General features: G+C 69.8%; 26 protein-coding genes and 3 pseudogenes. 19 read left to right on the plus strand and 10 right to left on the minus strand.

All coding sequences use genetic code 11. The annotated features are described in order from the left end of the window. Positions 1 to 13 precede the first annotated feature (13 nt). The 6 genes and pseudogenes from ABD808_RS05680 (at position 14) to ABD808_RS05705 (ending at position 3,710) form a co-directional block, all read left to right on the plus strand. Positions 14 to 475: a MerR family transcriptional regulator gene (locus ABD808_RS05680; protein ID WP_344890887.1), complete on the plus strand. Its 462-nt coding sequence runs from the start codon at positions 14 to 16 to the stop codon at positions 473 to 475. A gap of 79 nt (positions 476 to 554) precedes the next feature. Beyond that, positions 555 to 1,094 (plus strand): hypothetical protein, encoded by a 540-nt coding sequence (locus ABD808_RS05685; protein ID WP_344890890.1) that lies wholly within the window; start codon positions 555 to 557, stop codon positions 1,092 to 1,094. A 280-nt stretch (positions 1,095 to 1,374) separates the two neighbouring features. Next, positions 1,375 to 2,325, plus strand: a complete 951-nt coding sequence (locus ABD808_RS05690) for an NAD(P)/FAD-dependent oxidoreductase (protein WP_344890893.1) — start codon at positions 1,375 to 1,377, stop codon at positions 2,323 to 2,325. A gap of 63 nt (positions 2,326 to 2,388) precedes the next feature. Then, positions 2,389 to 2,859 (plus strand): RrF2 family transcriptional regulator, encoded by a 471-nt coding sequence (locus ABD808_RS05695; protein WP_344890895.1) that lies wholly within the window; start codon positions 2,389 to 2,391, stop codon positions 2,857 to 2,859. An 85-nt stretch (positions 2,860 to 2,944) separates the two neighbouring features. Beyond that, positions 2,945 to 3,370: pseudogene (locus ABD808_RS38460) on the plus strand (MFS transporter); the annotation flags it as partial. 55 nt (positions 3,371 to 3,425) lie between these two features. Continuing rightward, entirely contained in the window at positions 3,426 to 3,710 is a 285-nt protein-coding gene (locus tag ABD808_RS05705; RefSeq protein ID WP_344890900.1) for a hypothetical protein, read from the plus strand. Here ABD808_RS05705 and ABD808_RS05710 read toward each other — a convergent pair. Both ABD808_RS05710 and ABD808_RS05715 read right to left on the minus strand, forming a co-directional pair. Next, positions 3,701 to 4,939, minus strand: coding sequence for an MFS transporter (locus ABD808_RS05710; protein WP_344890903.1), 1,239 nt, complete (start codon positions 4,937 to 4,939; stop codon positions 3,701 to 3,703). The genes ABD808_RS05705 and ABD808_RS05710 overlap by 10 nt on opposite strands. A gap of 138 nt (positions 4,940 to 5,077) precedes the next feature. Next, positions 5,078 to 5,269, minus strand: coding sequence for a winged helix-turn-helix transcriptional regulator (locus ABD808_RS05715; RefSeq protein WP_344890906.1), 192 nt, complete (start codon positions 5,267 to 5,269; stop codon positions 5,078 to 5,080). On the opposite strand from ABD808_RS05715, the gene ABD808_RS05720 reads away from it, so the two are divergent. From ABD808_RS05720 to ABD808_RS05735, 4 genes are all read left to right on the plus strand, one after another. Next, positions 5,268 to 5,843: an MBL fold metallo-hydrolase gene (locus ABD808_RS05720; protein WP_344890908.1), complete on the plus strand. Its 576-nt coding sequence runs from the start codon at positions 5,268 to 5,270 to the stop codon at positions 5,841 to 5,843. The genes ABD808_RS05715 and ABD808_RS05720 overlap by 2 nt on opposite strands. A gap of 158 nt (positions 5,844 to 6,001) precedes the next feature. Beyond that, positions 6,002 to 6,454, plus strand: a complete 453-nt coding sequence (locus ABD808_RS05725) for a zinc-binding dehydrogenase (RefSeq protein WP_344890911.1) — start codon at positions 6,002 to 6,004, stop codon at positions 6,452 to 6,454. A 306-nt stretch (positions 6,455 to 6,760) separates the two neighbouring features. Continuing rightward, a complete protein-coding gene (locus ABD808_RS05730; protein ID WP_344890914.1) occupies positions 6,761 to 8,554 on the plus strand; it encodes a caspase, EACC1-associated type in 1,794 nt (597 codons plus the stop codon). Between the two features lie 28 nt (positions 8,555 to 8,582). Beyond that, complete coding sequence (locus ABD808_RS05735) at positions 8,583 to 8,804, plus strand: hypothetical protein (protein WP_344890917.1); 222 nt, start codon at positions 8,583 to 8,585, stop codon at positions 8,802 to 8,804. An 85-nt stretch (positions 8,805 to 8,889) separates the two neighbouring features. Here ABD808_RS05735 and ABD808_RS05740 read toward each other — a convergent pair whose 3' ends face one another. Further along, complete coding sequence (locus tag ABD808_RS05740; protein ID WP_344890920.1) at positions 8,890 to 10,038, minus strand: coiled-coil domain-containing protein; 1,149 nt, start codon at positions 10,036 to 10,038, stop codon at positions 8,890 to 8,892. Positions 10,039 to 10,163: 125 nt separating this feature from the next. On the opposite strand from ABD808_RS05740, the gene ABD808_RS05745 reads away from it, so the two are divergent. Then, positions 10,164 to 11,216 (plus strand): tyrosine-type recombinase/integrase, encoded by a 1,053-nt coding sequence (locus ABD808_RS05745; protein ID WP_344890924.1) that lies wholly within the window; start codon positions 10,164 to 10,166, stop codon positions 11,214 to 11,216. 62 nt (positions 11,217 to 11,278) lie between these two features. Here the strand turns inward: ABD808_RS05745 and ABD808_RS05750 are convergent, their stop codons facing one another. Continuing rightward, a complete protein-coding gene (locus ABD808_RS05750) occupies positions 11,279 to 11,911 on the minus strand; it encodes a TetR/AcrR family transcriptional regulator (protein ID WP_344890927.1) in 633 nt (210 codons plus the stop codon). 123 nt (positions 11,912 to 12,034) lie between these two features. On the opposite strand from ABD808_RS05750, the gene ABD808_RS05755 reads away from it, so the two are divergent. Beyond that, complete coding sequence (locus ABD808_RS05755) at positions 12,035 to 13,474, plus strand: MFS transporter (protein WP_344890930.1); 1,440 nt, start codon at positions 12,035 to 12,037, stop codon at positions 13,472 to 13,474. Positions 13,475 to 13,801: 327 nt separating this feature from the next. On the opposite strand, the gene ABD808_RS05760 is transcribed toward ABD808_RS05755, so the two are convergent. Together ABD808_RS05760 and ABD808_RS05765 are read right to left on the minus strand one after the other, a co-directional pair. Then, positions 13,802 to 14,242 carry a recombinase family protein gene (locus ABD808_RS05760; protein WP_425548889.1) on the minus strand — a complete coding sequence of 147 codons (441 nt, stop codon included), beginning with the start codon at positions 14,240 to 14,242 and terminating at the stop codon, positions 13,802 to 13,804. Between the two features lie 67 nt (positions 14,243 to 14,309). Continuing rightward, positions 14,310 to 14,516, minus strand: a pseudogene (locus tag ABD808_RS05765) (ATP-binding cassette domain-containing protein); the annotation flags it as partial. Between the two features lie 403 nt (positions 14,517 to 14,919). On the opposite strand from ABD808_RS05765, the pseudogene ABD808_RS05770 reads away from it, so the two are divergent. The 4 genes and pseudogenes from ABD808_RS05770 to ABD808_RS05785 all read left to right on the plus strand — a co-directional run. Beyond that, positions 14,920 to 15,444, plus strand: a pseudogene (locus ABD808_RS05770) (sensor histidine kinase); the annotation flags it as partial. A 199-nt stretch (positions 15,445 to 15,643) separates the two neighbouring features. Next, on the plus strand, positions 15,644 to 15,910 hold the full coding sequence (locus ABD808_RS05775) for a sensor histidine kinase (RefSeq protein ID WP_344890936.1): 267 nt from the start codon (positions 15,644 to 15,646) through the stop codon (positions 15,908 to 15,910). Then, complete coding sequence (locus tag ABD808_RS05780) at positions 15,907 to 16,563, plus strand: response regulator (RefSeq protein ID WP_344890940.1); 657 nt, start codon at positions 15,907 to 15,909, stop codon at positions 16,561 to 16,563. The genes ABD808_RS05775 and ABD808_RS05780 overlap by 4 nt, the downstream gene beginning before the upstream one ends. A gap of 67 nt (positions 16,564 to 16,630) precedes the next feature. Continuing rightward, complete coding sequence (locus ABD808_RS05785; RefSeq protein ID WP_344890943.1) at positions 16,631 to 17,068, plus strand: hypothetical protein; 438 nt, start codon at positions 16,631 to 16,633, stop codon at positions 17,066 to 17,068. A gap of 417 nt (positions 17,069 to 17,485) precedes the next feature. Here ABD808_RS05785 and ABD808_RS05790 read toward each other — a convergent pair whose 3' ends face one another. The 3 genes from ABD808_RS05790 to ABD808_RS05800 all read right to left on the minus strand — a co-directional run bounded on the left by ABD808_RS05790 (position 17,486) and on the right by ABD808_RS05800 (position 20,988). Next, entirely contained in the window at positions 17,486 to 18,121 is a 636-nt protein-coding gene (locus tag ABD808_RS05790; protein WP_344890945.1) for a hypothetical protein, read from the minus strand. Positions 18,122 to 18,679: 558 nt separating this feature from the next. After that, positions 18,680 to 19,948, minus strand: coding sequence for an MFS transporter (locus tag ABD808_RS05795; RefSeq protein ID WP_344890948.1), 1,269 nt, complete (start codon positions 19,946 to 19,948; stop codon positions 18,680 to 18,682). Positions 19,949 to 20,199: 251 nt separating this feature from the next. Then, the gene (locus ABD808_RS05800; RefSeq protein ID WP_344890951.1) at positions 20,200 to 20,988 is read right to left on the minus strand and encodes an MBL fold metallo-hydrolase; all 789 of its coding nucleotides are present in this window, start codon (positions 20,986 to 20,988) and stop codon (positions 20,200 to 20,202) included. An 87-nt stretch (positions 20,989 to 21,075) separates the two neighbouring features. On the opposite strand from ABD808_RS05800, the gene ABD808_RS05805 reads away from it, so the two are divergent. Further along, on the plus strand, positions 21,076 to 21,675 hold the full coding sequence (locus ABD808_RS05805; protein WP_344890954.1) for a CGNR zinc finger domain-containing protein: 600 nt from the start codon (positions 21,076 to 21,078) through the stop codon (positions 21,673 to 21,675). Between the two features lie 247 nt (positions 21,676 to 21,922). Here the strand turns inward: ABD808_RS05805 and ABD808_RS05810 are convergent, their stop codons facing one another. Beyond that, the gene (locus ABD808_RS05810) at positions 21,923 to 22,489 is read right to left on the minus strand and encodes a TetR/AcrR family transcriptional regulator (RefSeq protein WP_344890957.1); all 567 of its coding nucleotides are present in this window, start codon (positions 22,487 to 22,489) and stop codon (positions 21,923 to 21,925) included. A gap of 146 nt (positions 22,490 to 22,635) precedes the next feature. Here ABD808_RS05810 and ABD808_RS05815 point away from each other — a divergent pair, with 146 nt between their 5' ends. Both ABD808_RS05815 and ABD808_RS05820 read left to right on the plus strand, forming a co-directional pair. Beyond that, complete coding sequence (locus ABD808_RS05815; protein ID WP_344890960.1) at positions 22,636 to 24,093, plus strand: MFS transporter; 1,458 nt, start codon at positions 22,636 to 22,638, stop codon at positions 24,091 to 24,093. A 189-nt stretch (positions 24,094 to 24,282) separates the two neighbouring features. After that, positions 24,283 to 25,305, plus strand: coding sequence for an RNA-binding protein (locus ABD808_RS05820; RefSeq protein ID WP_344890963.1), 1,023 nt, complete (start codon positions 24,283 to 24,285; stop codon positions 25,303 to 25,305). Positions 25,306 to 25,317: the final 12 nt, after the last annotated feature.

Here is a 25,317-nt window from a genome sequence, read left to right on the forward strand (position 1 = left end):
ATACCGTCGAGGCATGCACGTCGACGAGGGCCGGGACCGCACTCCGCGCGCCGACGCGGCGGGCCTGCGCAGCGGCCAGGTCGCGGACGCCGCCGGGGTCAACCGGCAGACCCTGCGGTACTACGAACGGCGCGGGCTCCTCGACGACCCCGCCCGCACGCCTGGCGGACACCGCGTGTACCCGCCGGAGGCCGTCACCCGGATCCACATGATCAAGGCGGCGCAGCGGCTCGGCTTCACCCTCGACGAGACGGCCGCCCTGCTGACCAGCGCCCAGCACGGCCCCCCGTCACGCGGTGGGACGGAGACGGGCCTCGCCGACCAGGCGCGCGCCAAGCTCACCGACATCGAAACGAGAATCGACGAGCTGAACACCGTCGCCGCCACGCTGCGAGCCGCACTGGCCGCAGGCTGCGACGACCTGGAGATCTGCGCGGCCGAGCCCACCTGCCCACTTCCCTTCACCAGGGGTTAGACGCTTATCCCATCTGGGCGGCGGAGGCATCCGGGACGCGGGGAAATCCGTTTGCGCGACGCGCGTCCCAGTCATGATCATGAGCGGTATGAACGCGGCGCGGATCAGGCTCATGACCGAGGACGACCTGCACGATGCCGAACGCGCCTCGACGGTGACGTTCCTGGACAGCGACCGCCTCGCCATGCGCGTAGGGGACCCCGAACCCGAACCGCCCACTCCGGATGTCTCGCGACGTTGGATTGACCGGATGCGGTTCTTCCTCACCGTCGACCCCGAAGGCTGCTGGGTGGCCGAGGACAACGACGACAACGACCTGGAGTGGATGGACCGCTTGGACGCCGACCTGCGCGGCGCGGGCCACGGCCCCGACCACCGCTACATGCTGAACACCCTGCGACTGGTCGTCCACGACTCGCGCGATCGTCCCGGATACGTCTACATCAACGACACCGCGGGCTGGGCCCCGCTCCTGGCCGCCGCTCACCCCGAAACCGCCCGGCTCCTGCTGTGGGAGGCCCTCGCCTCCACCCAGGACGAGACGCTCGTGAACTGCATCACCACCCCCAACCACTGGGCCGTGGACGTCGGACTCGCCGCCCGTCTCCACCTCGCCTAGGAGGGCTTCCTGGCAGTCCGCGGCATAGACCCACCCGCCCCCTACCTGGCCAGCGGCCACTTCCTGTGACCACGTCCCGCCGCCACCACACCGGGAACACCGCCCCTTCTGGTGCGGCGGAGGCCCACGCCATCTCGACGCGACCTCGTTCGGCCCCCGGTGGGGGAGCCTGGCTCGCCGTGCTCGTTGGCGTGGACGTCAGCGATAGATTGCTGATCTGGCAAAGAGGTTTGCCTGTCTGAGGCGAGGCCGCGCATGGTGGGCCGTGGAGGTGGTCACGGTGACAGACCAGCTGAGAGACGGCTATGACGTGGTGGTGGTCGGCGGCGGTGCCGCCGGGTTGAACGGGGCGCTGATGCTGGCACGGTCACGGCGCTCGGTCGTCGTGATCGACGCCGGTGAGCCGCGCAACGCGCCTGCGGCGGGCGTGCACGGGCTCCTCGGCCGGGAGGGGACCAGCCCGGCGGAGTTGCTGGAGCGCGGCCGGGCCGAGGTCCGCCACTACGGCGGACACGTGGTGACCGGGCAGGTCACCGATGCCGTCCGCGACGACGACGGGTTCACCGTGACGCTGTCGGACGGCGCCCGCGTCCGTGGGCGGCGGATTCTGGTGACCACCGGACTGGTCGACGAGCTGCCCGACGTGCCCGCTCTGCGGGACAGGTGGGGCCATGAAGTCCTCCACTGCCCGTACTGCCACGGCTGGGAGGTCCGCGACCAGACCATCGGAGTGCTGGCGAGCGGCCCGATGTCGGTGCACCAAGCGTTGCTGTTCCGGCAGTTGAGCGACGACGTCGTGTTCCTCTCCCACACCGCGCCGCCGCCGACCGGGGAGGACGCCGAGAACCTGGCCGCTCGCGGCATCCGGGTGCTGGACGGTGAGGTCACGTCCCTGGAGATCACCGACGGCCGTCTCACGGGAGCGCGGCTGAACGACGGCACGACGATCGCCCTTGAGGCGCTGGTGGTCGCGCCGCGCGCGACGGTACGCGCCGCCTTCTTCGACGGGCTCGGACTGCGTGCCGCCGAACATCCCGCCGGCGTCGGCGAGCACGTCCCCTCCGATGCGACCGGGTGCACCGACGTCCCCGGCGTCTGGGTCGCGGGCAACGTCACCGACCCGTCCGCCCAGGTCGGCACGGCCGCCGCCGCGGGCGCCGTCGCTGCGGCCCAGATCAACGCCGACCTGATCGCCGAGGAAACCCGCCAAGCGGTCGCGGTCAGACGTTGAGGTGACGCAGGGGGAGGGCGGGGGAAGGGGACAATCGGGACATGCAAAGTCCCGATTATGCGCATGAGCGAGGGCGTGGAGTGGGGGTTGCACTGCTGCGTCCTGCTGGGCTGGCTGGACGACCAGGCCCCGGTGTCGATCCGCCGGTTGGCCGCCTGGTTCGAACTTCCGCAGGAGTACCTCAAAAAGCGTCTCCAGGCATTGAGCAGGGCCGGAATCCTGACGTCGAGTCCGGGTGCGCGGGGCGGCTGGTCGCTGGCCCGTCCACCCGAGCGGATCACCACGATGGAGGTGGTCGCGGCACTTGAGGACGGCCTCGACCTCTTCTCCTGCACCGAGGTCCGCCAACACGGAGTGGGCAGCGAAGGCGCGGGGTCGGAGTTCGCCCGTCCCTGCGGGATCTCCGCGGTGATGCGTCGCGCCGAACTGGCCTGGCGGCGCGAGTTGGCCGCCCACACCATCGCCGATCTGATGGCACGCAGCCCCGAGGGCGCCGAACGCGCCCGCCGCAACTACCAGCGCATGGCCAGCTGACGCCCCTCATCTGATCCAGCGCCGAACCCTCCCCTCCCTCCTCTGAACGCTTCCCTGATCAGGTTCTTCCAGGAAAGGAACAGGGATGAAGAACATCCCGATAGCTCGTGAGTCAAATGCTGGGGGACCCGCCCGTGACCGGCCGGAGGCGGCGCCGCGTGGGCTGGGCGCCACCGGGATCCTGGCGCTGGGCACCTTCGCGGTGGGCACCGACGCCTACGTGGTGGCCGGTTTCCTGCCCGCGATGGCACGTTCGCTGCACATCTCGGAGACCGCCGCCGGGCAGTCGGCCACGGTGTTCGCCATCACCTACGCCCTGCTTTCCCCGGTCCTGGCGACGGTGCTGGCCCGGGTGCCGCGCCGGGCGCTGCTGGTCGGCGCGCTGGTCATACTGGCCGTGGCCAATCTGGGCTCGGCGCTCGCCCCGAACTTCACCACGTTGATGGCGACCCGCGTGGTGGCCGCCGCGGGCGCGGCCGCCTTCACCCCGAACGCCGGAGCGGTCGCCTCCGCCCTGGTCGCGCCCGCCCAACGGGCCCGTGCCCTGGCCATGGTGGTCGGCGGGCATGGGCGTGCACTGGTCGCCGTTGACCGCGCTGCTGATGGTGGCCTGGGGCGCCGCCACCTGGTTCCAGACCCCGGCCCAGCAGGTCCGGCTGATCAACGCTGCTCCCGAGGACACCGCCGTGGTCATCGGCCTGAACGCCGCCGCTCTGTACGGCGGGATCGCGTTGGGCACCGCGCTCGGCGGTCTCCTCCTGTCCCTCAGCGCGGCTCTGGCACTGAGGGCCTGCGCCGGACTCGCCATGCTTTGCGTTGTCTACCTGAAAGCCACCCGCCGCTACGGCTGATACCGATCGATGCGTCGTCCGCCGTGCGCGGACGACGTCCGGCAATTCCGCTCCGCGCCCAGCGTGATGGCTGCGGCAATGGCGATTGCGGCTGCGGTGATCGCCGTTGTAGCAGACCATCCGAACTGTTCGACGGCTGAAGCTCCGAATGCCGTTCCGAGGCTTCCGCCGACGAAGTAGACGAGCATGCAGGCGCTGTTGAACCGCGCGGGTGCCGCGGGATCGATCGCGAGGACGGTGCTTTGATTCGCGACTTGGGCGGCGAACAATCCCGCGTCGAATAGTGCTAGACAGGCCAAGGCCGCGGCAGCGCTTGGGAGGGCGAACCCGACTAGTGCCGCTGCGGCTCCGGCGATCAACAGACCTGCGAGGATCACGCGGTGCGCGCCTACGCGGTCGGTATACGCGCCGGAGACGCGGGTGGCGGGAATGCCGAGGAGCCCAGCGAATGCGTACATGCCGATTCGCTCTGCCGAAAATGAGTAGGGCGGCTCCGAGAGCGCCACCGCCAGCCCAGCCCACAGCGCACAGAACGCGAAGAACCACAGGGCGCCACGGGCAGCCGCCAACCGCAGCGCCGGATAGCGGACGAACAGGCCCGGAAGCGATCGCAGCGTGTCGAGATAACCGCGCTCGGCGCGTCCCCGAGTCTTCGGAACCACCAGTGGCAAGGCCACCGCGACAACCGCGCAGGCCACGGCGAACACCATGAGCATGCCACGCCAGCCGATCACCTCGGCGAGCCAGCCGCCGACGATCCGACCGAGGAGAATTCCCGCCGAGATCCCGGCCGTCACGATTCCCAGTGTCGCCGCTCGCCGATCAGGTGACGCCAGCCGACCGACCACCGAACTGAGTCCCGCGCCTACCGCCGAACAGGCCCCGATCACGCCGGTCGCCGCGCCCAACGTCCACGCGTCACCGACAACAGCGCTCAAGAACAGGGCAGCCGACAGAATACCGACCTGGATCGACAGTACCCGCCCCGGATAAAATCGATCCACCAAAGGGACAAGCACGCCGAGCCCGACCATGTACCCCAGTGGCCCGCCCGCGAGCGCTACTCCGACGGCGGCCAGCGAGGCGTCCAACGAATTCGCCACATCGGCGATCGCAGGCTGCAACGGATAGATCGTCGCCGTCCCGAGCGCAGCAGCAAGCGACATGAACCAGACGACAGGATCAGACAATTCATGGCGCCGACCGACAACCGCAGGATCAGTTTTCACGCATTAACCGTAGAAAGCATCGGCGCGGCGATGCTGGCAGGAATCAGACGTTGACGTCACCACGGCGGAGGCGGACAGTCCGGACCATGAACTTACGCGCGTCCCAGGTCCTGGGGGATGGTGGATGAGGCTGAGGGATCAGGGCTCGGCCGGAAGGTCGATCCACTCCAGGGCCCACTGGTTGAGGTCGAGGAGGACCTTGCCCAGCGCGGCGCCCTTCTCGGTCAGCCGGTAGTCGATCCGCACGGGAGTGGTGGGCTCCACGCTGCGCTCGATGAGCCCGTCGGCCTCAAGGTCCTTCAACCGTTGCGACAGGAGCTTGTGCGTCATGGTCGAACGGTTTCCCGGGGTGCTGGTTCACGCCACCGAGGGCACCATCCGGCTCATGCGCGCCTCGGCGACCGGGCGACGGAAGGCGTTCTGGGACGACCTGTTCCCGGGGCAGCTCCCCGACATCCAGGTGTCCGCCCAAGTGCTCCCGGACGACGGGATCACCCTGGAGGGGCACCCGCTGCATGCGATCGAGGTCGGACACAGCGACTGCGATGACTCCACGGTGCTGCACGTACCGGCGCTCGGACTGGTCGTCGCCGGAGACGTCGCCTACAACAACGTCCACCAGTACCTCGCCGACGGAGGGCTCGACGGCGGCATCGACGCCTGGCTCCGCGCCATCGACGCGGTGCGGGCCCTGCGGCCGGACGCCGTGGTCGCTGGCCACAAGGACGTGACCCGCGACGACGATCCACGCATCCTCGACGAGACCGCCGAATACCTGCGCACCGCACGCCAAGTGCTCGCCGAAAAGCCCACGCCGCAAACGTTCTTCGACGAGATGACCCGCCGCTATCCGGACCGGGTCAACCCCGGCACCGTCTGGCTGAACGCGCAAAGGCTGGCCTGATGCGCGCCATACGCTTTCGAGGGTCCCGGCGCGTCCGGGCATGCGGTCGGTGCGCGCGTCCTGCTGTGCGGTTGGGGCTACGGGACGACACGCGACGGCACGTGGCGGGAGCTGGCGGCCGTCCCGCCGGGCCACCCCCACGAACTGGCAACCTCGCGGTGGTTGACCTGGAGCAGGAAACGCTCAGCGCCGGGGTCACGCGGTTGACGGACGGCGCAGGAGCGGACGTCGTCCTCGACGGCCTGGGCGGCGACCTCACCGGACCTGCACTCGGCACACTCAAGCGCGGGGGAGTCCTGGTCAGCATCGGCTACACCGCCGGAACGAAGGCCGCCATCGATGTCACCGACCTCATCTGGAAAACCGCGCGGATGGAGGGCTTCCTGTTCGCCGCTTTCACCCAGGAGGAACTCGCCGACGCCTACCGCACCCTGCTGGGACATCTCGCCGTCCACACCCGCGACAGACCGCGTCTATCCGCTGGACCAAGCCGCCGAGGCCCAAAGGCGCGTCGTCGAAGACCGGCCTCTCGGGAGAGTATTCCTCGATCCCCAAACCTGAGCCCACCTCATCACCGAGCCCAGCGGCGGCATGTGACACCGCAGGATTAAGAGATCTGCGCGCTTATCGGTGAGACCTTCCACTGTCCGGCTGCGACGTCCTGCGGGACGCATCACAATCCTAAGCACGTTTCCTTGTCGGCTAGGTTGCCGACTACATGTGCACAGGGGAGGGCGCTCGTGCCGAATGAGATTCGAGTCAGTGTCGCCGACGCGGAAACCGGTGTCCGTTCGTTCTGGCAGTGGCCACGGGACGAGCCGGACGTCCGAGACAACGAGAGCGATGCCGAAGCCGTCGCCCGAATCATGTGCGCTTGAAGAATGAGTACCGTCCCTGACCCGTCCGCGTCTCGCCTGGTGCTCATCGGGACCAGCGAGTACTCCGGTTCCCTGGACGACCTTCCCGCGGTCGCGACGAATCTCGCAGCGCTCGCTGAGACCTTCGGCATGTCGGACGTGTGGGGCCTGCCCACGCGCAACTGCGCCGTCATCCACAATCCGACCAGCATCACGGAAATGATCGAACCGATCGTCCAAGCCGCTGCCGAGGCCACGGACACCCTGCTGGTGTACTACGCCGGGCACGGGCTGATCTCGCGGCAGGCGGGGGAGCTGCATCTGGCCCTTTCAGGCTCCGAGATGCTGACCGCCTACTACACCGCTGTTCCCTACGATCTGATCCGGGAAGCACTGAACGGCGGGCGCGCTAAACGGCACATCGTCATTCTGGACTGCTGTTATGGCGGCCGCGCGCTGGGCCGCATGAGCGGTGGCGGCGCGGCAGGAGCCGTAGCCGACGAAGCGGTGACCGAGGGCACCTATCTGATCGCGGCGGCCGCCGAGACCAAGACTGCGCTCTCCGTTCCTGGCGAACCCCACACCGCGTTCACCGCTGAACTCCTCACCGTTCTCCGCGAAGGGCTCGCCGGGCGAGGACCCCACCTCGATCTCGACAGCATCTATCACGAGGTGGAGGCATCCCTGCGCGCCAAGCGACGACCGCTGCCTCAACGCAGAATCCGTAACACCGCAGGTCAGCTCGTCCTCGTCTACAACCGAGCATTCGGCGTCAGTTCCGAGGAGCCTGTACAGGCGCCTCCGGTCTCCTTGACCGGACGACACCTGCGAACGCTGACGAAAGAGGCCTTCGTCTACGCGGTGACCTTCATCGAGGATGGCACCGGACTCGCGATCGCCTGCGGGAAACGCGTCGAACTGTTGAGCCTCACCGGTTGGGTGAACGCCAGGGTTCAACAGCGCAGAGGCAGACTCTTCTCCGGCCCCTTCATCCGCGACCTGGCTGTCGCATCAGATGGTCGTCGTCTCGCGTCTGCCACTGACCAGGGCACCTGGATCTGGGACGTTCGCGAAGGGCAACCCGAGCCCACCGAAACGGGCCTTAACGGCGCTGGTAGCGTGGCATTCAGCCCCGACGGGCAATGGCTCGCTTTTGGCCGCTATGACGCCGTACACATCTGGGACAGCCGAGTCGGGGCCGAACTGTTGGCGCTGCCCCACAGCGGTTACATCAGCGGCCTGGTGTTCAGCGCCGACGGAACGCGGCTCGCGACGGCCGACCACACGGGCACGGCACGGATCTGGGACACCGCGACCGGCTCTGAAATCCTCACCATCACCCATAGTGATCGCGTCAACGCCGTTGCCCTCAGCCCGGACGGGACTCTGCTCACCACCGGGGGACGAGACCGCTCCGCACGAATATGGGACACAACAACCGGTAACAACATTCTCACCGTCGTCCACGAATGGGACCCCGGCCTACCCGAAATACACAAGCCCTACATCTCCCCAGGTGACGATGTCGGAGACAAACCCGTATACGCCACAACAGGCGGTGGTCGCGGCGAACTCGTCTACGACTACGGTCCGTCGGAGCAGTTCAGCAACAGAGGAATGGTGAGAGATGTGGCCTTCAGCCCGGACGGCCGGTTGCTCGCCACTGCCAGCGAGGACAACACGGCACGGGTGTGGGACCTCAGAACGGGAACCGAGCTCCTCAAGATCGTCCACACTCCCGCATTGAACGGGGTGGGCAGCGTGGCGTTCAGCCCAGATGGAAAGCTGCTGGCCAGCGCCGGATACGCCAAGGCCATCCAACTCTGGCAGCTGGAGATCGAAGACAACCCATGACCTGATCGGCCTGAAAATCTCCTCTGGAGTGGCGCTGGTCAGGAGGATCGGTGGGCTCGAGCGCGGACAAGCCAACCTCTCCGAACCCGCCTGGTGCTCTATCCGCCGTCGAAACACCGAAGACGAGGTGTTCCTGGACGAACCGGCTACCGGCTACGGCGGCGGCCGTTTCAGTAGCCACGAGCCAGAAACCTTCGGATTGGGCGATTGCGCACTGGGGTTCCAGCATGGGAGCGGCGATATCGCGTGAGTGTCAGGCTGCCAGAGGCACGCGGTCGCGGAATTCAGGTGGACGTCGACAACCAAACAAGAAGGCCAGCCCCCAGCGGTGCGGGTTATGGGGCGTCAGGTTTGTTTGTGGCTAGTTCGGCGGCGATGGCGCGTTCGCGTTGGGCGGTGGCGTCGGCTCGGGCGGTGTCGCGGTCGCGGGCCAGTTCTGTGGAGCGGGCCTGCTCGGCGCGCAGGTCCAGGCGGGCCTCGGCGAGTTGCTCACGGAGCCGTTCGCTGTCGGCGCGTAGTGCGGCTGCCTCATCGCGTGCCGCCTCGGCCAGCTCCTGAGCCTGGTCAGCGGCCTGGCGGTATCGCTCGTTCTCGGACCGGGCGGCCTCCAGCGCGGTGACCGCCTCGGCGCGGGACTGCCGCGCCGCGTAGGCCCGGTGGTCGGCGCGTTCGCGGGACTGCTCGGCGGCCTGGGCGCGTGCCTCCTCGGCCGCCCGCTGTCCTTCGGCCCGGGACTGGGCCTCCCGTGCTTCGGTGGCCTCCGCGCGGGCCTGCTGCGCGTCGTGGCGGGCGGTCTCGGCGGCACGGCGGGCCTCGGCGGCCTGTGATCGGGCGTCCTGGGCGTCCAGGCGGGCCTGCTCGGCCTGCGCGCGTGCTTCGGCGATCACGCGGTCTGCCTCCAGCCGGGCCTGCTGGACGAGTTGGTCCGCCTCCGCGCGCACAGCCTGGATCGTGTGCTCCGCCTCGTCCTGGACGGTCCGCACGGCGGCGTCCGCTTCGGAACGGGCCTGTTCGGCGGCGTGGACGGCGTCGTCGCGTTCACGCTCGGCCTCCCGGGCGCGGCGACGGGCCGAGCGAGCGTCTTCGGCGGCCTTCTCCGCGGACTGCTCGGCGCGGGCGGCGCGTCCCGTCGCGTCCTCGCGGTCGGCGAGGGCGGCGGCCACGGCCTGCTGGGCCTCCGCGCGGACGGCGCTGATCCGCGCCTCGACGCCGCGAGGGGACAGCTCGGAGTCCAGCGCCTGTGCGAGCGGGGCCAGTGCGGCGGTCAGGCCCTGTTCCATGCGCTCGTAGAGGTCCTCGGCGCGCGCGAGTGCGCCTTCCAGGCCGGGTGTGCCGCGTCTGAGTTCCCGTTCCCGTTTGGCGCGTGCCTGGCAGTCGCCGTCCAGGCAGTACTCGCGGGGACGGCCGCGCCCCTCGCGCTGGGGCACGGGACGTCCGCAGTACCGGCAGGCGCGTTCGGCGGCCACCGCCACCTCTTCACTCATGGTCACCCCACCAGCCTAGACTTTTAGATTTTTTATTTCCAGAAAACGAGAGCTTCTAAAAAACATTGATCCTAACTAACGACAATGCTGATTCTCAGAAGCTGGCTCCGCTACGCTGCCGTCCCATGGACGATCTCCAGCCGCGCGCCGCGACGCCCGCGGTGCGGCGCACCGCACCGGCCGACCGCAGCCCGTTCCTGGTCTACGTCGCGTCGCTGGAGAGTCCGCGGTCGCGGCGGTCGATGAGCGCGTGCCTGCACCGCCTGGCCGCGATGCTCCACACGGCGGCGGGCCGCGAACCCGGCCCGGCGCCGGGGGAGGACTTCCCATGGGCGCAGCTGCGCACCGAACACACGACCGCGCTGCGCGCACTGGTCGACCGTCAGGTGACCGACGGACCGCAGGGACAGCCAGAGCCGTGGTCGCCCTCCTACCGGAACCTGCACCTGTCCGCGCTGCGCGGCGTTCTGCGGACGGCATGGCGGCTGGGCGAGATGACCACCGACGACTACCAGCGGGCCGCGGCGGTGCGGAACTTCCGTGGGACGCGGTTGCCCGCCGGACGCAGCGTCCACGCCGCCGAGTTCACCGCGCTGCTCCGGGTCTGCGCCGCCGACCGGTCACCGGCGGGCATCCGGGACGCGGCGCTGCTCGCCGTCCTCTACACCACGGGCGCCCGCCGCGCCGAGGTCGCCGGGCTGCGCCGCGAGGACTACGACCCGGGGGAGCGGTCGCTGCGGATCACCGGCAAGGGCGACAAGGAGCGGCTGGAGTACGTCCACGAGGGCGCCGCCGTGCTGCTGGGCGCGTGGCTGGCGCTGGACGACCGCCCGTCCGGTCCGCTGTTCAAGCCGGTGCACCGCTCGGGCGCCGTCCAGCAACGTCCGATGAGCGACGCGGCCGTGCGCAACGCGGTCGTCAAGCGTCGCAGGCAGGCGGCGCTCCCGTCGATGACGCCGCACGACTTCCGCCGCACGTTCATCGGCGACCTTCTCGACCAGGGCGTCGACCTGGCGACGGTGCAGCAGCTGGTCGGGCACGCCTCCCCGGCCACCACGGCCCGCTACGACCGGCGTCCCGAACGGCGCCGCCGCAACGCCGTCGACAAACTCCCGTTCCCGTCCACCGACGACGTCCCGGCACAAGACGTTTCGGTACCGGGTATGCGCCTCCGCTGAACGGGCCTACCGCTCCGCGCCTGTCCAGTGGCCTGGCCCGTCCGTTGTAGGGGGCTTGTCGGTTAGAGCGCCAGGGCGGGTGGTTCGCCGGGGAGGGTGCTCGGGTCGGGGGTGCGCAGGCCGTCCAGGACGACCTGGAGGTTGCGGTCCCACTGGCTCGCGCCCGCCTGGAGGCCCAGGGTGTGGGACATGCTGGACGACGCGGCGACCATGAGGAACGCCACGTCCTCCCAGGTCACGTCCTCGCGCATGACTCCGGCGCGCTGGGCTCGCTCCACCAGGAGCCGGATCCGGTCGCGCAGTTCGGCGCGGGACGGGCCCAGAACGTCGCCGAGCCGCCTGTTGACGTCGCACAGCTCGTTGCGCAGGCGAATGTAGGACTGGGCGAACCGCGCGAAGCCCGACCAGGGGTCGGGATCGGCCATGCCCTCGTCGCCCTTGACGGTGATCTCTCCCAGCACCTCGCCGAGGACCGCCTCCAGCAGGGCCTCCAGGGAGCCGACCCGGCGGTAGAACGTGCCGATGCCCACACCGGCGCGGCGCGCGATGTCGTGGGCGGTGATCTCGCCGCCCTCGGCGGTGGCCTGACGGGCGGCGACGACGAGCCGTTCCACGTTGCGCCGTGCGTCGGCGCGCGGGCGTCGGCCCGAACCGTCGTCCAGGAGCCGGTCCACCGCGGGTGCTGTCGCCGTCATGGGCCCACCCTAGCAATAAGCGGACGGTTCCAGTCCGATTTAAGTGGACGCAAGGCGTCCGATTGCACTAGCGTCTTGATCCGGACGTGCTGCGTCCGGTTGGCGGGGGAGCGGAGGTCGATCATGTCCCAGGCAGCGTCCGGCAGGTTGAAGATCATGGCGCTGGCCACCGGGTTCGCCATGGCGAGCCTGGACACCACGGTGATGCAGGTCGCCGGAGCCACGATCCAGGAACGCCTGCACGCCTCCCTCTCGCAGCTCACCTGGGCCGTGGACGGCTACGTCCTCACCTTCGCCGCACTGCTGATGCTGGCCGGCGGCCTGGCGAACCGGGTCGGCGCCAAACGGGTCTACATGTGGGGCATGGCGATCTTCGGCGGCGCGTCGCTGGCGTGCGCGCTGGCACCGGGCGTCGGGATCCTGATCGGGGCGCGGCTCCTCCAGGGGGTCGGGGCGGCGCTGTTCATGCCGAGCTCGCTCGCGTTGCTGGTGCGCTCCTTCCCGGACGCGCGCGAACGCACCAGGGCACTGGGCGTCTGGTCGGCGATCGTCACCCCGTCCATGGCCCTCGGCCCGACGGTCGGCGGCATCATGGTCGGCGCGTTCGGCTGGCCGAGCGTCTTCCTGATCAACCTGCCGATCTGCGTCGCGGGCATGCTCCTGACCCGCCGGTACATCACCGGGACGGCCGGCGACGGCAGGCCGCTGGCGGTCTCCGGACACGCCGCCGTCATCGTCGGGCTGGCCGGGCTCAGCTTCGCGCTGATCGAGGGCCCGCAGCTCGGCTGGACCTCGGCCCCGATGATCGGCGTCGTCACCGCCGCGGGCCTGGCCGCCGTGCTGCTCGTCGTCCGCGAGCGCCGTACCGACAACCAGGTGATGCCCTGGGCGCTGTTCCGCGGCGCCCGATTCGCCGGTGCCAACGCCGTGGGGTTCCTGTTCAACGCCGCGTTCTACGGCGCGCTGTTCATGATCGGCCTGTACGTCCAGCACGCCCGTGGCGCGAGCCCGGTCCGGGCGGGGCTGGAGATCATGCCTTTGACGATCTTCCTTCCGGTCAGCAACATCGTCTTCGCCCGCGTCTCCGGGCGCGTCGCGGTCGGTCCGCTGCTCACCGTCTCGCTCCTGGTCTCGGGGGCGGCGTCGCTGGCCCTGGTCGGGCTGTCGCCGTCCACCCCGTACTGGATGTTCGCCGTCGCCCTCGGCCTGACCAGCATCGCGGGCGGCCTCATCGCGCCCGCCATGACGGCCGCCACGGTGAACTCGGCGGGCGCCCGGCACGCCAACACCGCCGGTTCGGTCCTCAACGCCAACAGGCAGGTCGGTTCCCTGGTCGGCATCGGCTCGATCGGCGCCGTCCTGGCCGTCACCTCCGACTGGACGAGCGGCGCGGCCCTCTCGTTCCTCCTGGTCGGGGCCGCCTACATCGCCGGGGCCGCGATCGCCTGGCGCCTCATCCACCTGCCGGACCGCCGCCAGACCGCTGCCGCGACCGCCCCGACCCCCAACCACGCGCCGGACCGCGTCCGACAAATGTCCCGGCCGAGCCCCCCGAGCCCCTGACGAGAGGCGCGCCAACCCCAGACGAAACACCTGCAAACCCTCGAACGCGCCGGAGCCGCCACCTCCCAGCGCACGGTCAACACCGCCTCTACACGCTCCAGCCCGGCCCCCTGTAGGACCTGGCAGCGACCAGCTCGCCGACACCGCGGACCGGCCCGGCGGCCCACGCGAGACCCACGCCCGTCATGCGGCCAGCCTCGACGCGGAACGGCGCGCCGCCGAAGCGTTCGGGATGCGGGGTCGAGGAATCCAGGAACAGCCGTTGGCGCTGAGAATGATCTTGATGGTGGATGTGGTTCGATCTTCTGGCGCGGTGGTGCCGTGCGGTCAGCCTGTCGGGGTATCGGCATCGGCCAGGGCGCGGTAAAGCGTGGACCGGCCGACGCCCAGGTGCCGAGCGATCGAGGTCACTGACTCCCCGCGGGCCTGCCGGGCGCGGGCGATGGCCAGGGTGTCCTCGTCGACCGAGGGAGGCCGGCCGCCGTAGCGGCCTTGCGCGTTTGCCGCGGCCAGGCCGTCCATCGTGCGCTCGTGGATGAGGTCGCGTTCCATCTCAGCGGCCATCGCGGCCACCGTGAACAACATCTTGTCTGCGATGGTCTGCCCGTTCGGTTTGTGCATCCCCGCGCAGATCCCGGTCAGGATCTCCAGGTTGACCTTCCGAGCGTGCAGTTCGTCTTCCAGGAGCACCAGGAGCTCCTTCATGGACCGGGCGATCCGGTCCGGCTTGTAGATCACCAGCGTGTCGCCCGGCTTGAGCGCGTCCACGACGGCCCGCAGCTTCGGCCGGACTCCGCGTGTACTGGCGGTCTCCACGAGTACCGTGCAGCCCGGCGCGGCGCTGCCCGAACGGGCGCCCCTGGACGGTGGCGGTTCCGGCCGTGGGCCGGTTCAGGCCCAAGATCATGCGCATCGTGGTGCTCTTGCCCGCGCCGTTGGGGCCCAGGAATCCGGTGACCTGACCGGGCGGCACCGTGAAGGACAGGTCGTTGACGGCCAGGACGTCCCCGTAGCGCTTGGTCAATCCGTTGACTTCGATCACCCGGCCCACGCTGCCCGAGCACCGGAGTGCGCCACATCGGTCTGGTGGCGGGAATCGCCGGCGCCGGATCTGCCTGCGGGCATACGCCTGTGGGGATATGCCTCAGGGCTGACGCGCGGTGCCCACTCCGGCTTCTACGATCACGCCTGTGGATCAGACCGCGCCCACTGCCTTCCCCCCGCTTCCGCAACGCCTGCCCCTCCTCGCCCGGGCAGCACTGGCCGGGTGCGGCGTGGCCGCTCTGGCACTGGCGCTGTGCGCCACGCTCACCAGCGGTAACGGGCATGGCACTACTGGGGAGCGATGGGGCGGGCTCTTGGTCCCGATGGCCGTGGCCCTGGCATCGCCTGTCGCGTGGGCGCGCCACCGGCCGTGGCCGGTCTTGGCGGTGCTGCTGGCCGAGATGACCGTCGCCGCAGCGGCGCTGGGGTCGGGGCTGGAACAGCTCTGGCCGCTCCTGCTGGTGGCGGGCCTGCTGGTCGCGCTCATCACCGCCACCCGCACACCCCGGGCGGGAGTCGCTGCGGCGGCCCTCACCCTCACCGTCCAGCAGATCGCCTGGCAGGCGAGCCTGTTCGCCGAGGGCGGCTGGAGGCGCGTGCTGGCCCCGGGGTTCCTCGAGCTGACGGTGCTCCTGGCGTTGAGCGTCCTGGCGGCCTGGCTGGCCGGGACGCTGATCCGCCAGCGCCGCGAGTACGAGCAGGCCCTGCACGGGCACGCCACCGCCGAGGCGGTGACCGCCGAGCGCCTGCGCATCGCCCGCGACCTGCACGACATGATCGCCCACAGCATCGGCGTGATCGCGATCCAGGCCGGCGCGGGCAGCCGGGTCATCGACACCGCACCCGAGCAGACCCGGGACGCGCTGGACGCTATCGAGGACACCAGCCGCCGGACACTGTCGGAACTGCGGCGCATGCTCGGCATCCTCCGCCAGGCCGAACCAGACCCGGCAACACCAGCGGGCACAGAACCGCTCGCCGGACTGGCCGCCCTTGATCGGCTGGCCGCGTCCACGGCCGACGCCGGTGTCCAGATGCCAGGTGCGCCGGCGCGGAACCCCGGCCCCGCTGCCACCGACCATCGACCACGCCGCGTTCCGGATCGTCCAGGAATCGGTGACCAACGTGGTCCGCCACGCCGGCACCTCCCGCTGCCAGGTGACGATCGAGCACCGGCCCGGCGAACTGCTCGTCCAGATCACCGACGACGGCCCGGGCAGCGCGTCCGCCACCGGACTCGGTTACGGCATCTCCGGCATGCGTGAACGCGTCGCGCTGCTGAACGGGCACCTTACCGCCGGCCCCCGTCCCGACTGCGGCTTCGCGGTCAGCGCACGGCTCCCGATCCCCGCCACCGCCCCCGGCCCGTCCCAGTCGATCAGGGCACGATGACGATCCGCGTCGTCCTCGCCGACGACCAGGAACTCATCCGCACCGGGCTGCGCATGGTCATCGACGCGGCCCCGGACCTCCAAGTCGTCGGCGAGGCCGAAACCGGAACGCAGGCGGTCCGGCTGGTCCGCCGCCTGCGTCCCGAGGTGGTCGTCATGGACATCCGGATGCCCGGCATGGACGGAATCGAGGCCACCCAGATGATCGCCGCCGAGGCGACGGCACGCGTCGTCATGCTCACCACCTACGACGACGACACCAACGTCTACGCCTCGCTCCGCGCCGGAGCCAGCGGCTTCCTGGTCAAGGACATGGCCCTGGACGACATGATCACCGCCATTCGGGTCGTCGTCGCCGCCGGGGACGCGCTGATCGCCCCCGGCGTCACGCGCCGGCTGATCGCCGAATTCGCCAGTCGCCCCGAGCCCGCTCTGACACCCGCGAGTCTTCCGGGCGTCACCGATCGCGAACGCCAGGTCCTCACCCTGGTCGGACGGGGCCTGTCCAACGCCGAACTGGCCGCCGAACTCCACATCAGCCCGGGCACCGCCAAGACCCACGTCGCCAACCTGCTCACCAAGCTCGGCGCCCGCGACCGCGTCCAACTCGTCATCCTCGCCTACGAACACCGACTCATCACACCGTCCCGCTAAACCGACACCCCAACCATCACAGTTCCGATTCACCCCGGCCCCGGCCCCGAGAAGGGAAACCCTGGGCGTGCTGGCTGTCGAGATCCCGCGACTGTGCGATCACATCCCGATCGAACGCATCGAGGAAGAAGAACTTCTCCAGGTCCCCACCAGTAACCAACCCGCAGCGATCGACAAGTTACAAAGCGAACGTTCCAACCGCCCACAACCACCCAAGATCATTCTCAGCGCCAACGGCTGTTCCTGGATTCCTCAACCCCGGGAACGGCGCGCCGCCGAAGCGTTCGGGATGGGCCGACGGCCGCTCGTTCGAGTTCCACCGGTCGCTGGTGGGACGTCCCGACACGGTCTCTGGCGGCATCTGACCGAGCCCACCCTGCTGTCCCACTGGTGGACGCCCGCCGACCTGCCCGATGGCATCGGCCCCGGCTACGGCCCGCTAGAGGTGATCGCCCGCAACAAGATCAACCGCCACAGGATCCACACACCCGGTGGGCGGACATGACCCGGGTCGCCGGATCACTGATCACCAACCAGGTCCGCGGCTACGACCTCGGCCACGGGAACATCGGTACAGCGGTTAACGCTAAGCCGGTGATCATGGCGCCCACCACAGGTGACAGGGCCCGGCGGCGAGGTTCGGCGGAAGATCTCGGAGCAGCTGCGGGCGCCGATAGCGTCGCGTCCATGCCAGTGGAATTCCTGACCGATGAGCAGGCGGCGTCGTACGGCAAGTTCAACGAGGAGCCGACCCGGCCGGAGCTGGAGCGGTTCTTCTTTCTGGACGATACCCCGACAGGGGGCGCCGTCCGGGCCGGGTGTCGATCACGGCGTCTCGATCGTCGGCCTCGGCCGGGGTCCTCCAGCCGTCCAGGCTGGAGCGCCTGGAGGTATCGGCTCAAGTCTTCCCGAACAACTGGTGTCAGCTGGGCAGCCAGGGGCCGGGGGGCCAGGACTGCGGGTCGCCCGGCCAGGCCGTGGCCGGGATGAGCAGGAGGAGGTCGATGAGCCCGTCGGCGATGTCGAGCGTCTTCTGGGGGTCGACGCGTCCGCGCGACTGGTGGTTGAGGACGCCCTCGTTGAACGAGACCGGCGGGATGATCTTCGGTCGCGGCCGGCGGTCATGGTCGATTGCCTTGAGGAACTCCGCGGTGAGGACGGCCTTGGACTGCTGGGGGTCCGCCGAGTAGACCATGATGTTCGGCGCGTGGTCGGGGACGAACATCGGCATGTCCGGCCGGATGAGCTGCTCGTATACCTGCTGGACCTGCTGGGTGTAGGGCAGTACCCGGGTCTCGGGCACCCACGGCGTGCGCACCTGCACGAGGTAGTTCCAGCCCTTGGACGAGAACGGGCCCGACTTCTGCTCGCAACTGAAGGCGACGACCTGGCAGCCCCGGTGGGTCACCGCGAACCACTCGGCGGGCGTCTCGATCGCCCCCGTGTAGGGCCCGGTGAGCGTTCCGAACGGGGGCCGGGTGCCCGTCTCTCCCACCTGAGCACCCAACTCGCTGGCGGCCCATTCCAGCCCTCGCTTGCGTCCAAAGCCCAACATCACGACCACCGCCTCCGCCGAACCAGCAAGATCCATCGACCATACAGACACCGACCAGGACAATGTGCTGACGCTGTGAGAGGGCCAGGCGCGGGAGAACCCGGCCGCCTCGCCGCCGTCCGTCTGGCCAGGGCCTGGCTGGACGAGCGGCCGGCCTCCCCTGTCGCTGCCGATATCGCCGAGGTCGCCCGGGCGCTGGCGACCCCGCACCGGGCGGACTGACCACGCCCCCCAGGGGCGGGCAACTCGTCCTCGGGGGGCGCGCGACCGGGCTGCCTGGGGCGGGGTCGCGAACGCGTTGCAGTTGTGGTCGCGGACGCCCCGGCGGGACGCCGCCGCGACGGTCGCGGTGTCCGTTGGGGGGTCCCCAGACGGAACACCATCGCAAGATCATTCTCAGCGTTGACGGCTGTCCGCTGGTTCCTCAAGCCCGGAACTCGACAACACCACGACACCACGACCTTCCCGTCGGGCATGGTCCGCTTCTGCTACCAGCCCACCCCGACCACCACCAGCTGACCGTCGTCCGAGGATGACGATCAAGGCGTCCGTGTCGGTTGATCACTGGCTGCGCGCGGTGACGACGACCGCCGGGACGATGGCCAGCGCCAGGATTCCGCCGCCGATGGCCAGGAGCGGGTAGCTGGCTGCGGCGACGACGAGGCCCGAAGCCATGCCGCCGGTGGCGCCAGCGATGGAGATGGCGACGTCCACCATGCCCTGGGTCTTGGCACGGGTGGCCAGCGGGACGGCGTCGGTGGTGATCGCGGTGCCGGTGATCAGTCCGAAGTTCCAGCCCAGGCCCAGCAGCGCGAGGGCCACCACGAGCGGGGCGACGGAGTCGGCGGGGGCGCTGGCGGCGATGATCCCGGAGGCGAGCAGCGTCAGCCCGGACGTGGCGGCGATCGTGAGGCGGCCATAGCGGTCGACGAGCCAGCCGGTCAGGGGCGAGGGCAGGTACATCGCGCCGATATGGACGGCTATGACGAAGCCGGACGCGCCGGTGCCGTGGCCGTGATCGTGCATGTGGACGGGCGTCATCGTCATGATCGCGACCATGACCAGCTGGATGAGCACCATGACCAGCGCACCGACCACCAGGCGGGACCGATTCCCTTCGACCGCCGCGTCCGGTCGCCCGGTGGCGTCCCCCGGCTGCGCGTTCACCACAGCGGTGCGTTCGGCTTCCAGCGCACTGGCCAGCAGCAACGGGTCAGGACGCAGCCAGATGGCCAGGATCAAGGCGGCCATCGCGTAGGCGGCGCCCGCCAGCAGGAACGGCCCGGCCAGATGGGGGACGCCGAGGGCATGAGCAAGATCGCCGGTGGGGGCGGCGAGATTGGGTCCGACCACACCGCCCAGGGTCGTCGCGACGAGCACGGTGGACACAGCGCTGGCTCGGCGCGCCGGAGACGCCAGATCGGCTCCGGCATAGCGCGCTTGCAGGTTCGTGGCCGTCCCGGCGCCATAGATGAACAGCGAGAGGAAAAGCAGGACGGCGTTGCCGACGACGGCCGCAGCGATAACACCCGCGCTGCCGACGGCACCGGTCAGATACCCGGCGGCAAGACCGGGACGGCGGCCGCGAGCCTGCGAGACGCGCCCAACCGCCAGTGCCGCCAGCGCGGAACCGGCCGTGCCCAGCGCGCTGGGCAGACCGGCGAGGCTGGTGGAGCTGAGCATGTCCTGCGCGAGCAGGGCACCGACGGTCACCCCGGCCGCCAGTCCGGCACCGCTGAGGACCTGGGCGCCGACCAGGACGATCAGGATGCGACGCTGAACCTCGGCACGCGAGGGGCCCTCGGTCCGGGCGGACACGGTTTTCGTCACGAGAGAGTTCTTTCGATAGGCGCGGACCGCCCGAACAGCCCCATCGGCGCAGCTTCAACGAGCGCGGACAACAGTAGACAAGCACCGAAGTGCGAGGTCATCCCAGGGGTGGGCCCGGGTCCGGTCGGCGTCAACGGACCGAGCCCCCGGGCTCAAGGCCCCGTGATCGTCTGGCGCGGCAGGCCGAACCCGTCGCGGCTGCGAACCGGCTGACCGGACAGGCCCGCGTCCGGTCTGCGCGATCTGCGCGGTCAGTTGAGGCCGCCGAAGTCCAGGCGGTCGACCAGCCCGGCGTCGGTGAAGGCGGCCACCAGGTCGTCGCGGCCCTCGGTGAAGTGCCCCCAGCCGTCGTAGTGGACGGGAACCACCCGGCGGGCGCCGAGGATCCCGGCGGCCTCGGCGGCCTGGACGCTGTCCAGGACGATGGGCGCGTTGTCGAACAGGACGGCGATGCGGGGCGCCCCGGCGAACAGGATCGCGGTGTCCACCGGGCCGAAGCGTTCGGCGATCTGCCTGACCAGGTCGAGTGAGGCGTTGTCGCCGCTGACGTAGATCGTCGGCAGGCCCTCTCCGGTCAGGACGAAACCGACGACCGGCCCGGTGACCGGTTCGACGTCCTCGCGCGCGCCGGGCCCGTGGATGGCGGGGACGCCCGTCACGGTGATCGTGCCGCCGCCGGGCCGGTCCAGTTCGATCGACTCCCAGTCGGCCAGTCCCTTGGCCCCGTTCCCCAGACGCTGCTCGCCACCGGGCGTGGTGAGGGTGAGCGGCACGTCGGCGAGCAGCGCCCGGCCGGACTCGTCGAGGTTGTCCGGGTGCTCGTCGTGAGAGAGCAACACCACGTCGATACGTCCGAGGTCGTCCGGTGCGGCGGTGGAGGGCGTCAGCTTGGTCAACTGACCGCCCGGCACGACGTACTCGCGGGGAGAGTCGAACGTCGGGTCGGTCAGGATCCGCACACCTCCGTACTCGAAGAACGCGGTCGGCCCGCCGAGGACGCGGACGGGGATCTGCTCGATGGTCGCTCTGCTGCCGGACATCCAGCCACCTCACGGATGAGTAGTGATTTATCCGTGAACGACGGTAGCGATTTCTCACGGAAGAGCGCAAGTCGTACCATGAGAGCCATGAGTGAGACCCTGGCCACCGAGTCCGCGCTTCCGCCCGCGCCGGGGGCGGCGGACTATCTCGCCCTCGACTTCGTGAACAGCGCCATCGCGCTCCCCGGGGGGCACCTCGTCGATCTCCTCAGCACCCCCGCGTCGGCGAACGAGTGGCTCACCGAACGCGGCCTCGCCCTGGCCGACGCCGGAGTCCGCGAGATGTGCGCGGCGCAGCTGCGTTCGCTGCGCGAACACCTCAAGTCGTTGTTCGACGCCCATGTCGCCGGGCTGCCCGCCTTGCCCGCGGCCCTGTCCGCCGTCAACGACGCGTTGAGCGGCGCTCCCACGGCCGCCCTCCTGCAATGGGACGACAAGAACGGCCCCTACCGCGCGACCCCGTGCCCCACCAACGAGATCCTCGACCGCGCCCTCGCCACCCTCGCGGCCAACGCGGCCGACCTCCTGACCGGGCCCGATGCCGAGCGCCTCACCGCCTGCGGTTCGACCCCTTGCAACCGCTACCTCCTCCGCCACGGCCGCCGCCACTGGTGCTCCACCCGCTGCGGCGACCGAGCCCGCGCCGCCCGCGCCTACGCCCGCCGCACCCAACCCGACACGGCCTGACAACCCGCAGGCCCAGCACCCGTCGCAGCCACGCAAGCCTGGCTGCGGCCAAGCTTGCGTCCCCGCCCCGGATATCCGGAGTGCGTCCACGGCTGCGCCCACCTCCGGACGTTGGAGGAGCTGACCGACGCGGAGCAGGAGGTCGGACGGCCCGACGCCCGCGACCAGTTGGAATCGGCGATTCACGCCGGACTCGTCGGGGCCTTCGTGCTCTGATCCCGCTCTGATCCCGCGGATCAGGTCGTGGTCACAGCAGGCGGTCGACCAGCCCGTCGACGTAGTCCGGGGTGAGCGGGTCCAGGCCGAGCAGGACGCGGACGTACATCGGCGCCAGCACGTGATCCAGCACGTCGGACGCGTCGGGCGCGTTCTCGCCGCGTTCGCTGGCGCGATCGAGCATGGACTGTAGTTGCCGGGCGCGTTCGGCGAGGAGGTCGTCCCGCGCCCGAAGTCCCTGCTGACCGTTGCTCGACAGGGCGACGGCCAGGCGCAGCAACGCCAGGCCGTCGGGTCCGGTGATCTCTCGGGCCACGGTCGCCGCGTAAGTGCGCAGGTCGCCGGCCAGACTCCCGGTGTCCGGCATCGGTGACCGCGCGTTGAGGCGGGTGAGCGCCACGTCGGTGAGCAGGGTTTCCAGGCTGCCCCACCGGCGGTAGATGCTGCTGTCGGCCACGCCCGCGCGGTCCGCGACGTCGCCGACGGAGAACTTGCCGTAGCCGCGTTCGCTGATCAGGTCGGTGACGGCCTGGTGCACCGCCGCGCCGACACGGGCGCCGCGCCCGCCGGGTCGCCGGGCTCGCTGCCGTTCGTCCATGCCCTCACCTTAACGCAGTAGCGACTTGCGTTTATGGAACGAACCTCCTTACAGTCGATTAACGCAGTCGATGACTGCATTAGGGTGCCCGGAGGCTGACCGCGTCGGCCATGAAGCGGCGCCACCACTGATCGAGAGGAACCCCCATGGCCGCATCGCCTGCGGACGTAGGCAGCCGAGCGAACCGGGCCGTGCTGCTCGCGGTGACCTGCGTGGGCCAGTTCATGGTGCTGCTCGACAACACGGTTGTTGGAGCGGCACTGCCCGACATGCAGCACCGGCTGCACACTCAGCTGACCGGTCTCCAGTGGATCGTCGACGCGTACGTCCTGCTGGTCGCCATGCTGCTGCTGTCGGGCGGCATCTTCGCCGACCGGTTCGGCCGCAAGCGGGTGTACCTGTCCGGCGTGGCGGTGTTCACCGCCGCATCGGTGCTGTGCAGCCTCGCGCCCTCGGTCGGCTGGTTGATCGCTGGCCGGGTGCTGCAAGGCATCGGAGCCGCTGCGCTGAGCCCCGCCTCGCTGGCCCTGCTCGTCGCCGCCTATCCCGTCCCGCACGAACGAATCAAGGCGATCGGGTTGTGGGCCGGATTCAGCGGAATCGGTGTGGCCGCGGGTCCCGTCGCGGGCGGCGTGCTGACGGATGCCTTCGGCTGGCCCGCCATCTTCCTGGTCAATCTGCCCATCGGTGTGGTTCTTCTGCTGGTCGGTCTGCGCGTCCTGGGGGATTCCCGCAATCCGAACGCTCCCGCGATCGACACGCCGGGGACGGTTCTGTCCGTTCTGGGGGTGGGGGCGCTGACCTACGGGCTGATCGAGGGTGGCGCGCGTGGCTGGACGTCGCCGTTGATCCTGGGCAGCTTCACTGTCGCCGTAATTCTTCTCGCGGCCTTCGTCGCCGTCGAAGCGCGCCGTTCCGCACCGATGCTGCCGCTGCGGCTGTTCCGGCAGCGGCTGTTCACCGTGTCCAACACCGCGATGGTCGTGGTGGGGTTCGCGCTCATGGGTTCGTCGTTCTTCTTCTCCCAGTTCTTCGTGTACATCCAGGGCAGCTCGATCCTGCGTGCCGGACTACAGACCCTGCCCGCGTCCCTCGCCATGGTGGTCGTCAGCCCGTACGCGGCTCGGCTCGCCGCCCGGTACGGCTTCCGAATCGTGGTCACCACCGGCCTGACCTTGGCCGGTCTGGGACTGCTGGCGCTCGGCATGGTCCACGCCGACACCGGCTACGCGAACGTGTGGTGGCGGCTGGGAGTGATCGGCGTCGGCTTCGCCCTGACCATGTCCCCGCTGACGGGAGCCGCCATCCAGGCGGTCAGCTCGCAGGAAGGCGGCCTCGCGTCGGGCATCAGCAGCACCACCCGGCAGATCGGCGCGGTGCTCGGCGTGGCGATACTCGGAGCCATCGTCCGCACCCGGCAGTCCGGCGGCGCCTCCTTCGAGAACGGCCTCAACAGCGCCTTCGTCGCGGCCGGCGTCATCACCTTGGCCACCGCCGTGCTCACCGGCCTGTGGCTGGCGACGTCCAAGCCAGCGACGCCGCGCCGTTCCACCGATCCAGACGCGACCACCCCTTCAAACGAAGTGCCCGCGAACAACGGCTGACAGCGACACTGACCTCGTCCAGGGACGTCCCGCCGGATGATCCTCACCCGACACCGACGCGGACGACACCTTCGCCCCCCATCTTCCGCAGGCGCATCAGCCACAACGACCTTACGAACGAGCACGCCGAGAAGCTCGCGTCCACAGCGTTCGACGGGCTTAGGCACTTCACCGTCCGAGACTTCCCGCATGCCGCACCACAGCCCCGACCACCGTGACACGATGACCAACGTGCTGCGTTTCGGGTACCGGGTCACCAAATACGACCCGGCGGACCGTGACGAGCAGGGCCGCTACATCGGCGACCAGGACAGCACCAGCGACCACGGACCGATCGAGGCCGCCTACCTGGAGGCGGTAGCCACCTTCGCCGCCGAAACCGGCGTCCAGCGGCTGTGCATTCGCGAGCCCGAGCTGTCGGTCATCAACTTCGGATTGGAGCCGACGGTCCCCGGCCACGGCTTGACCGGACTGTTCCCGGACGACCTGTCCGGCTATCACGACGGCGCAGAAGTCCCGATGAAGGTTTGGCTTGAGCTCGTGCGCGCGATGCTGCGCGACAACGGCGCCTGGTGCCGACTGGAAGCCGAGCACCGCTTCTCCGTGCACGTCGGCTACGACCAGTACCTCTACATCGGTAGCGACCAACGGTGTGAACGCGCGGTGACCCATACCCGGGCGCTGGGCCTGTTCCCGGAACGAATTGACCGATCGCCCTACGGCGCCGAAACCAACGAGCCCGGCCAGCGCACACCCGCCGACGACACGTTCTGGGGAAAGGTGACCGCGCTCGTCGCCACCGGCCGCGCCGGACTCCTGGAGGAGAACCCGATAGAGGGCGTGTCCCGTTGGCACCGGCTCGATGACGGCGGGATCGATCGGGTCCGGGAACGACTGACCCCCCGTGCCCGGGTCGCGGTCTGGCCAAGCCTGTCAGGCGACCCTGTGACGGTGCTCGCCTCGCTGTCCGCCCATCACCTCGTCCAACTGGTCTGGGAAGACCAGGACGGCCATGTCCGCGCGACCATCACCGACGCGCCCAGTCCCAGGGTGCTCGATGGCGCCCGCGCGGCAACGGCCATCTCCTGCGTCGCAGGGGAACAACCTCCCCTGCTGGCCGCCGTCCTCCCTGACCAGGACGGCGTCCTCCGCGCACGATGGGGAACCGAACCCGACCAGGAACACCACCGCCCCGTCCCGCCAACCCCTTAACCCGGCGTTGGG

The organism is Actinomadura meridiana (assembly GCF_039537545.1).
Lineage (GTDB): Bacteria > Actinomycetota > Actinomycetes > Streptosporangiales > Streptosporangiaceae > Spirillospora > Spirillospora meridiana.